The sequence below is a fragment of the Micromonospora sp. L31 genome (genome assembly GCF_052068075.1).
In the GTDB taxonomy this organism is placed as follows: Bacteria; Actinomycetota; Actinomycetes; order Mycobacteriales; family Micromonosporaceae; genus Micromonospora; species Micromonospora purpureochromogenes.
On record NZ_JBQHDC010000011.1, the window covers coordinates 173,209 to 180,513 of the forward strand.

7 protein-coding genes are annotated in these 7,305 nt (G+C 72.5%); 2 read left to right on the plus strand and 5 right to left on the minus strand.

Going from position 1 to position 7,305, the window contains the following annotated elements:
- Window positions 1-41: 41 nt before the first annotated feature.
- From ACTMS9_RS25835 to ACTMS9_RS25845, 3 genes are all read right to left on the minus strand, one after another.
- Window positions 42-1,832, minus strand: coding sequence for a 3-hydroxyacyl-CoA dehydrogenase family protein (locus ACTMS9_RS25835; RefSeq protein ID WP_441166217.1), 1,791 nt, complete (start codon window positions 1,830-1,832; stop codon window positions 42-44).
- Window positions 1,833-1,949: 117 nt separating this feature from the next.
- Window positions 1,950-3,014, minus strand: a complete 1,065-nt coding sequence (locus ACTMS9_RS25840; RefSeq protein WP_441166218.1) for an alpha/beta hydrolase — start codon at window positions 3,012-3,014, stop codon at window positions 1,950-1,952.
- A 136-nt stretch (window positions 3,015-3,150) separates the two neighbouring features.
- A complete protein-coding gene (locus tag ACTMS9_RS25845; protein ID WP_441142888.1) occupies window positions 3,151-3,633 on the minus strand; it encodes an FHA domain-containing protein in 483 nt (160 codons plus the stop codon).
- A 249-nt stretch (window positions 3,634-3,882) separates the two neighbouring features.
- Here ACTMS9_RS25845 and ACTMS9_RS25850 point away from each other — a divergent pair, with 249 nt between their 5' ends.
- Window positions 3,883-5,382 (plus strand): aldehyde dehydrogenase family protein, encoded by a 1,500-nt coding sequence (locus ACTMS9_RS25850; protein WP_441142889.1) that lies wholly within the window; start codon window positions 3,883-3,885, stop codon window positions 5,380-5,382.
- Between the two features lie 12 nt (window positions 5,383-5,394).
- Here ACTMS9_RS25850 and nucS read toward each other — a convergent pair whose 3' ends face one another.
- Complete coding sequence (gene nucS, locus ACTMS9_RS25855) at window positions 5,395-6,054, minus strand: endonuclease NucS (RefSeq protein WP_088964445.1); 660 nt, start codon at window positions 6,052-6,054, stop codon at window positions 5,395-5,397.
- A 71-nt stretch (window positions 6,055-6,125) separates the two neighbouring features.
- On the opposite strand from nucS, the gene ACTMS9_RS25860 reads away from it, so the two are divergent.
- A complete protein-coding gene (locus tag ACTMS9_RS25860; RefSeq protein WP_179805899.1) occupies window positions 6,126-6,743 on the plus strand; it encodes a DUF4126 domain-containing protein in 618 nt (205 codons plus the stop codon).
- An 85-nt stretch (window positions 6,744-6,828) separates the two neighbouring features.
- Here ACTMS9_RS25860 and ACTMS9_RS25865 read toward each other — a convergent pair.
- The coding region (locus tag ACTMS9_RS25865; RefSeq protein WP_441166219.1) for a hypothetical protein at window positions 6,829-7,305 on the minus strand (477 nt) is incomplete at its 5' end.

Consider the following 7,305-nt stretch of genomic DNA (forward strand, 5'->3'; position numbering starts at 1 on the left):
CGCCGATCGGCTCGCCAAGGTCATTGGCCACGGGGATGCGGTCAGCGACGGGTGTGGTCGCGGAAGCCCCGGCCGCTCTTGCGGCCCAGGTAGCCGGCGGTGACCAGGTGCTCCAGCAGCGGCGCGGGGGCGAAGCCCGGCTCGCGCAGCTCCAGGTAGAGCTCCCGCTGGATGGCCAGCGACACGTCCAGCCCGACCACGTCGAGCAGCTCGAACGGGCCCATCGGGTAGCCGCAGCCGAGCTTCATCGCGTAGTCGATGTCGTCGGCGGTGGAGTAGCTGGCCTCCAGCATCTTCACCGCGTCGTTCAGGTACGGGAAGAGCAGCGCGTTGACGATGAACCCAGAGCGGTCGCCGCAGACCACACCGGTCTTGCCCAGCGTCGCGCAGACCGCCTTCGCGGTGGTGGTGGTCTCCGCCGAGGTGCGGATGGTCTGCACCACCTCGATCAGCGGCATGATCGGCGCCGGGTTGAAGAAGTGCAGCCCCACCACGTCGGCCGGGCGCTGGGTGGCCATCGCCACGTCGATCACCGGCAGCGAGGAGGTGGTGGTGGCGAGCACGACGCCCGGCTTGCAGATCTCGTCGAGGCTGGCGAAGAGGGCCTTCTTGACGCTCAGCTCCTCGACCACGGCCTCGACCACCAGGTCGACGTCGGCCAGGTGCTCCAGCGTGGCGGACCAGTTGATCCGGCCCAGCGCCGCGTCCCGGTCGGCCTCGCTCAGCTTGCCGCGCACCACGCCCTTGTTGAGCGAGGTCTTGACGGACTCGAAGACCTTGGCGGACTTCTCCGCGCCCCGGGTGACCGAGACGACCTCGTAGCCGGCCTTGGCGAAGACCTCGATGATGCCGGTGGCCATCGTCCCGGAGCCGACCACGCCGACCTTGGCGATCCCCCGGGCGCCGTCGGCGAGTGCCGACTGCGACGCCACGGGCGTCTGCTCGTCGGGTACGACCACCGGGGAGCCCGCCCGCTCGTAGGTGTAGAAACCCCGGCCGGACTTGCGGCCGAGCAGACCCGCGGTGACCATCTGCTTGATCAGTGGCACCGGCGCGTGCCGGCGGTCGCGACCGCCCCGCCGGTACATGGTGTCCAGGATCTCGTACGCGGTGTCCAGGCCGATCAGGTCCATCAGCGCGAGCGGGCCCATCGGCAGGCCGCAGCCGAGCTTCATCGCGGCGTCGATGTCCTCGCGGGTGGCGTACCGCGACTCGAACATGCTGACGGCGTGGTTGAGGTAGCCGAAGAGCAGCGCGTTGGCGATGAAGCCGGCTCGGTCGTTGATGGTGACGTCGACCTTGCCGAGCCGCTCGCAGAGCGCCTCGACGTCGGCGACCACCTCGGCGGAGGTGACCACCGTGCGGACCACCTCGACCAGCTTCATCACCGGGGCGGGGTTGAAGAAGTGGATGCCGATCACCTGGTTGGGCCGGGTGGTGGCGACCGAGATCTCGGTGACGCTCAGCGACGAGGTGTTGGTGGCCAGGATCGCCTCGGGCTTGCAGACCCGGTCCAGCTCGGCGAAGATCCGCTGCTTCAGGTCGAGGTGCTCGGGGACGGCCTCGATCACCAGGTCCACCGAGTGCAGCGCGTCCAGCCCGACCTGGAAGTTCACCCGGGACAGCAGGGCGTCCCGGTCGGCCTCGGCGAGCTTGCCCTTGGCGACGGCCCGGTCGGTGGAGCCGGTGAGGGTGACCCGGCCGCGCTCCAGGGCGGCCGCGGAGATCTCCACCGCGACGACGTCGATGCCGTTGCGGGCGAACACCTCGACGATGCCGGCACCCATGGTGCCCAGACCCACCACACCCACACTGGTGAACTCGCGCGCCACGACCGGCCTCCCCTGGCTCCGCACCCCGCCGACTTGAACGGCGACTAAGGTTATGCGCCGGAGTCTGCCACGCGACGCTGCGATGTCGAGACGCCGTGGGATATTTCACGCACCGGGTCAGTTCGTCGCCGGCACCCCCGTCAGCGCCAACAGCTCGGCCACGAACTCGGCCGGTCGTTCCACGTGCGGGCTGTGCCCGCAGCCGGGAAGCACCACCTCCCGGTAGGTGCCGCCGGCCGCGGCGTACCGGTCCAGCACCGCCCGGGTCTGCCCGACCATCGGCTGGGGCGGGCACGCCTGCTCCCCCGGCCAGCCCGGCACCATCCCCAGCGACCCCAGGTACGCCAGGTCGAACAGCGAGGTGTCCGAGACGATCACGTCGGCGTCGCCGCGCACCCAGGCGACGGGCGGCTTGACCTCGACGGCGACCAGCTCGTCGGCGAGCCGGAAGTGGGCCGGGGCGAGCGCGTTGAGCACGCCCCGCGACCCGGGCGCGGTACCGGGCCAGTGTGGCGAGGTGCCGGCCGTGCCGGGGTAGTTGTCGTCGCCGGTGGCGGTGGAGAGCAGGCCGTCCAGCAGCAGCTCCTCGTCCTCGCCCAGCGAGGCCGGGTCGGCGACGTAGGTCGTCCGCAGCACGCTGCGCGGGCTGGTCGGAGCGTCGGCGCTCCGGTCGCCGGCGGCGAGCCTGGCCACGAAGTCCGGGTTCACCGAGCCGGCGCCGGTGCCGGCGAAGTCCGGCGTGGTCGGGGTGCCGTCGAGGTCGCGGGTGCCACCGAAGCCGTACGGCGACACCGGGGCCTCCAGCAGCAGGGCGGCCACCCGGTCCGGGTGGTCGACCAGCAGCCGCATCGCCACCCCGCCGCCGAGGGAGTGCCCGACCACCACCGGACGCGCGCCGGCGGCGAAGAGACCCGGCTCGTCGAGCAGGGCGGCCACGTCGTCGGCGAAGTCGGCCAGTCCCCGGGTCGCGTCCACCGGGGCGGTCTCGGTGTCGCCGTACCCGCGCAGGTCGGGCGCGACGACCCGGAGCGTCGCGGGCAGCCGGCGGACCAGCGGCTCCCAGAACGCCGAGGAGGAGCCGTTGCCGTGCACCAGCAGCACCGGCACGCCGTCCGGCGGCCCGGCCACCCGTACCCGCTGGGTGATGCCGTTCGCCGTCACGGTCCGCTGCTCGATCTCCATCCGCGGCATGCTGCCACGGCGGCGTCCCCCGGTCCATGGGCCGGCCGCCCACGATCCGGCGCGGCCGGATGTGCCGCGCCCCGCACGACGACCGGGGTGCGGCACGGTCTCCGGAGGTCAGCGACGCGGCGGCAGGTCAGGTGGCGCCGTCGGTCCCGGCCGCCGACCCGACCGGCTCGCCGCCGGCAGCCCAGGCGTCGGTCGGCGCGGTGGCGGCGGCCAGCGGCAGCGGCAGGGTCGGCCGGTGGTCCCGGCGGACCGGGCCCCCGCCGGCGAAGCGCAGCCCCACCGGATCGGTGGTGGCCAGGCCCGGGTCGAAGAAGCGCAGTTCGGTACGGCCGAGCCGGACCACGTCACCGTCGCAGAGCAGCTCCGGGCCGGTGATCCGCCGGTCGTTGAGCCAGGTGCCGTTGGTGGAGCCCAGGTCTACCAGGACGGCGCCGGCGTCGGTCAGCCGCACCTCGGCGTGCCGCCGGCTCAGGTGCGCGTCGGTCACCACGATGTCGGCGGTCGGCGCGCGGCCGATCACCTGCGGCCGTGGGCTCAGCCGGAAGCTGGCCCCACGCATCGCCCCGCCCGCCACCGTCAGCAACGGCACCAGTTCCGGATGATCCTCCATGGACAGTCAGCTCCCCACCCACCGTCGCCCCGCGTCAGCGTGCCAGTTCCCCCCGCCCACCTCACCCCCCGCGCGGACACCTCCGCGACCCCGGCCGGACAACTACCGCTAACCGATTCGGGCGGCGGCGGCACGGGTCGACGTCGCCCACCGTCGGTGGGTGACGCGCGGCAAGCCGATCCGGGACGGGGTGCCGGGGACCTCCGGTCACCCCTACCGGTGGGTAATCTCCGGGTCTAGACTTCCGCCATGACGGCTGTGCATGTCCCCGGCACCCCGGTCATCGAGGGCGATCGGCTGGTCTCGACGAGCCCCGCGACGGGCGCCGAAGCCGGCCGCTTCCCCGTGGCCACCCCCGACGACGTCGCCCACGCGGTCGAGCGGGCCCGGGCCGCCGGCGAGTGGTGGGCCGGTCTGGGCTTCACCGGGCGCCGGGAGCGGCTGCTGCGCTGGCGCGGCCTGCTCGCCCGGCGGATCGAGGAGCTGGCGGAGCTGGTCCACGTCGAGGGCGGCAAGCCGGTCGCCGACGCCATCGTCGAGATCCTCACCGCGATCGAGCACATCGACTGGGCCGCCCGCAACGCCCGCCGGGTGCTGGGGCCACGTCGGGTCCGCTCGCGGCTGATCCTGGCCGAGTTCTCCGGTCACCTCGAATACCAGCCGTACGGGGTGGTCGGGGTGATCGGCCCGTGGAACTACCCGGTCTTCACCCCGATCGGCTCCACCGCGTACGCCCTCGCCGCCGGCAACGCCGTCGTGCTCAAGCCCAGCGAGTACACCCCGGCCGTGGGGCAGTGGCTGGTGGACGCCTTCGCCGAGGTGGTGCCGGAGCAGCCGGTGCTGACCGCGGTGCACGGTCTCGGCGACGTCGGCGCGGCGCTGTGCCGCTCGGGCGTGGGCAAGCTGGCCTTCACCGGCTCGACCGCCACCGCCAAGAAGGTGATGGCCGCCTGCGCCGAGTCGCTGACCCCGGTGCTGCTGGAGGCCGGCGGCAAGGACGCGATGATCGTGGACGCGGACGCCGACCTGGACGCCGCCGCCGAGGCGTGCGTCTGGGGCGCGCTGACCAACGCGGGCCAGACCTGCATCGGCATCGAGCGGGTCTACGCCGTCGAGCCGGTCTACGACGCCTTCGTCGACAAGGTGGTCGCCCGCGCCGGCCGGCTGACCGTGGGCGCGGAGGGCGCCGACATCGGCCCGATCACCATGCCCAGCCAGCTCGACGTGATCCGGCGGCACATCGACGACGCCGTCGCCGCCGGCGGCCGCGCCGTGCTCGGCGGGCCGGGCGCGGTCCAGCCGCCGTACGTGCACCCGACGGTGCTGGTGGACGTCCCCGAGACCTCGGCCGCCGTCCGCGAGGAGACCTTCGGCCCGACGCTGACGATCAGCCGGGTGAGCGACGCCGACGAGGCCGTACGCCGGGCCAACGCGCTGTCGTACGGCCTGGGGGGTTCGGTCTTCGGCCGCAAGCGGGCCGTGGCGATCGCCCGGCGGCTGCGCTCGGGCATGGCCTCGGTCAACTCGGCGCTCACCTTCGCCGGCATGTCCACGCTGCCGTTCGGCGGCGTGGGTGACTCCGGCTTCGGGCGGATCCACGGCGAGGACGGGCTGCGCGAGTTCGGCCGGGCCAAGTCGATCACCCGACGGCGGGCCCGGTCGCTGCTGCCCTCGATGACCTTCGAGCGGACCCCCGCCGACGTGGCGCGCCTGGTCAAGGCCGCCAAGGTGATGTACGGCCGGCGCTGAGCGGGCGGCGGATCAGAAGAGGGTCAGCTCGTCGCGCTCGATGCCGCGCAGCTTGTCGTAGTCGACCACCACGCACCGGATCCCCCGGTCGGTGGCGAGCACGCGGGCCTGCGGCTTGATCTCCTGCGCGGCGAAGACGCCGGAGACCGGGGCGAGCAGCGGGTCGCGGTTCATCAGCTCCAGGTAGCGGGTGAGCTGCTCCACGCCGTCGATCTCGCCGCGCCGCTTCACCTCGACGGCCACCGCGCCGGAGTTGGCGTCCCGGCAGAGCAGGTCGACCGGGCCGATGGCGGTCATGTACTCGCGCCGGACCAGGGTGAAGCCCTCGCCGAGGGTCTCCGGATTGGCGGCGAGCAGCTCCTGCAGGTGCGCCTCGACGCCGTCCTTGCGCAGGCCCGGGTCGACACCCAGCTCGTACGAGGTGTCCTGGAAGATCTCCTCCAGGGTGATCCGCAGCTCCTCGCCGGCCTTGTTGACCACCCGCCAGACGCCCGGGGCCTCCTCGAGCCGGCAGGGCGGGCTCATCCAGTTCAGCGGCTTGTACGCCCGGTCGTCGGCGTGGATCGACACGGAGCCGTCCGCCTTGACCATCAGCAGCCGCGTGGCCAGCGGCAGGTGAGCCGAGAGCCGTCCGACATAGTCCACCGAGCACTTCGCAATCACCAGCCGCACCCGACGAGGGTAGCCGAGTACCCGGCCGTCGCCACCGAGCGGACCTGGCGCGCCGGTGCGATGCTGATTTCGTGTTCGAAGTTCTCACGGGTACCGGCCTGGCCGCATCGGCCGGTCTGAACGCCTACATCCCCCTGATCATCATGGGACTGCTGGCCCGTTACACCGACCTGATCGAGCTGCCGAGCGGCTGGCAGTGGCTGGGCAACGGCTGGGTCGTACTGATCCTGGCGGTGCTGCTCGCCGTCGAGGTCGTCGCCGACAAGGTGCCCGTGGTCGACCACGTCAACGACCTCGTGCAGACCGTCGTCCGCCCGACCGCCGGCGGCCTGGCCTTCGGTGCCGGCGCCAGCTCGGAGACCGTGACGGTCAGCGACCCCGGGAGCTTCTTCTCGTCCCACCAGTGGGTGCCGGTGGTGACCGGCGTCGTCATCGCGCTCGGCGTGCACCTGCTGAAGTCGGCCGCCCGGCCGGTCGTCAATGCCACCACCGCGGGCTTCGGCGCGCCGGTGGCCAGCACCGCCGAGGACGCGACCAGCGTGGTCATGTCCCTGGTGGCGATCGTCCTGCCGGTGCTGGTGCTGGCCTTCCTGCTGGGGCTGGTGGCCTTCCTCTTCTGGTTCCTGCGACGCCGCTCCGACCGCCGCCGGGAACGCCAGGCGGCCCGCGCGGCCGGCTTCCGCGTCTGACCCCGGGTACGCCCCCAATCCCCGGGCGGATACGCCGCTGGCCGGCACCCCGCTCGGGGGTGCCGGCCAGCGTGTCGTTCACGTGTCAGTTGTTCCAGTGCTTGGCGACCAGGTCGGCGGCCTGCTTCTCCCACTGCGCGTAGTGGTCCGGGTAGGCCGAGACCTGCACGGTCTGCGCGGCCTTGGTCAGCGGCATGTCCTTCCAGCCGTCGACCTGCTTCAGACCCTTCAGGAACGCCATCGTCGAGTACTCGGGGTCGGTGATCTGCTCAACGGTGCCCCAACCGCTGGACGGGCGCTGCTGGAACAGGCCCTGCGAGTCGTGGTCGTTGCGCTCACCCAGGTGACCCAGGTTCTCCAGCTTCGACTCCTGCAGCGCGGTCGCGATCGCCACCACGGCGGCCCGCTCGTCCATACCCGACTTCTTCGTCGCCGCGATGATCGCCTTCACGTTCTCGGTCTGCTCGCTGTCCAGGTCGATGCGCGACTGCTTGCCCTGCACACCGTGCGGGATCAGCTTGCCCTTGTCCACACCCGGCTTGTCGGCCTGCACCACGGCAAC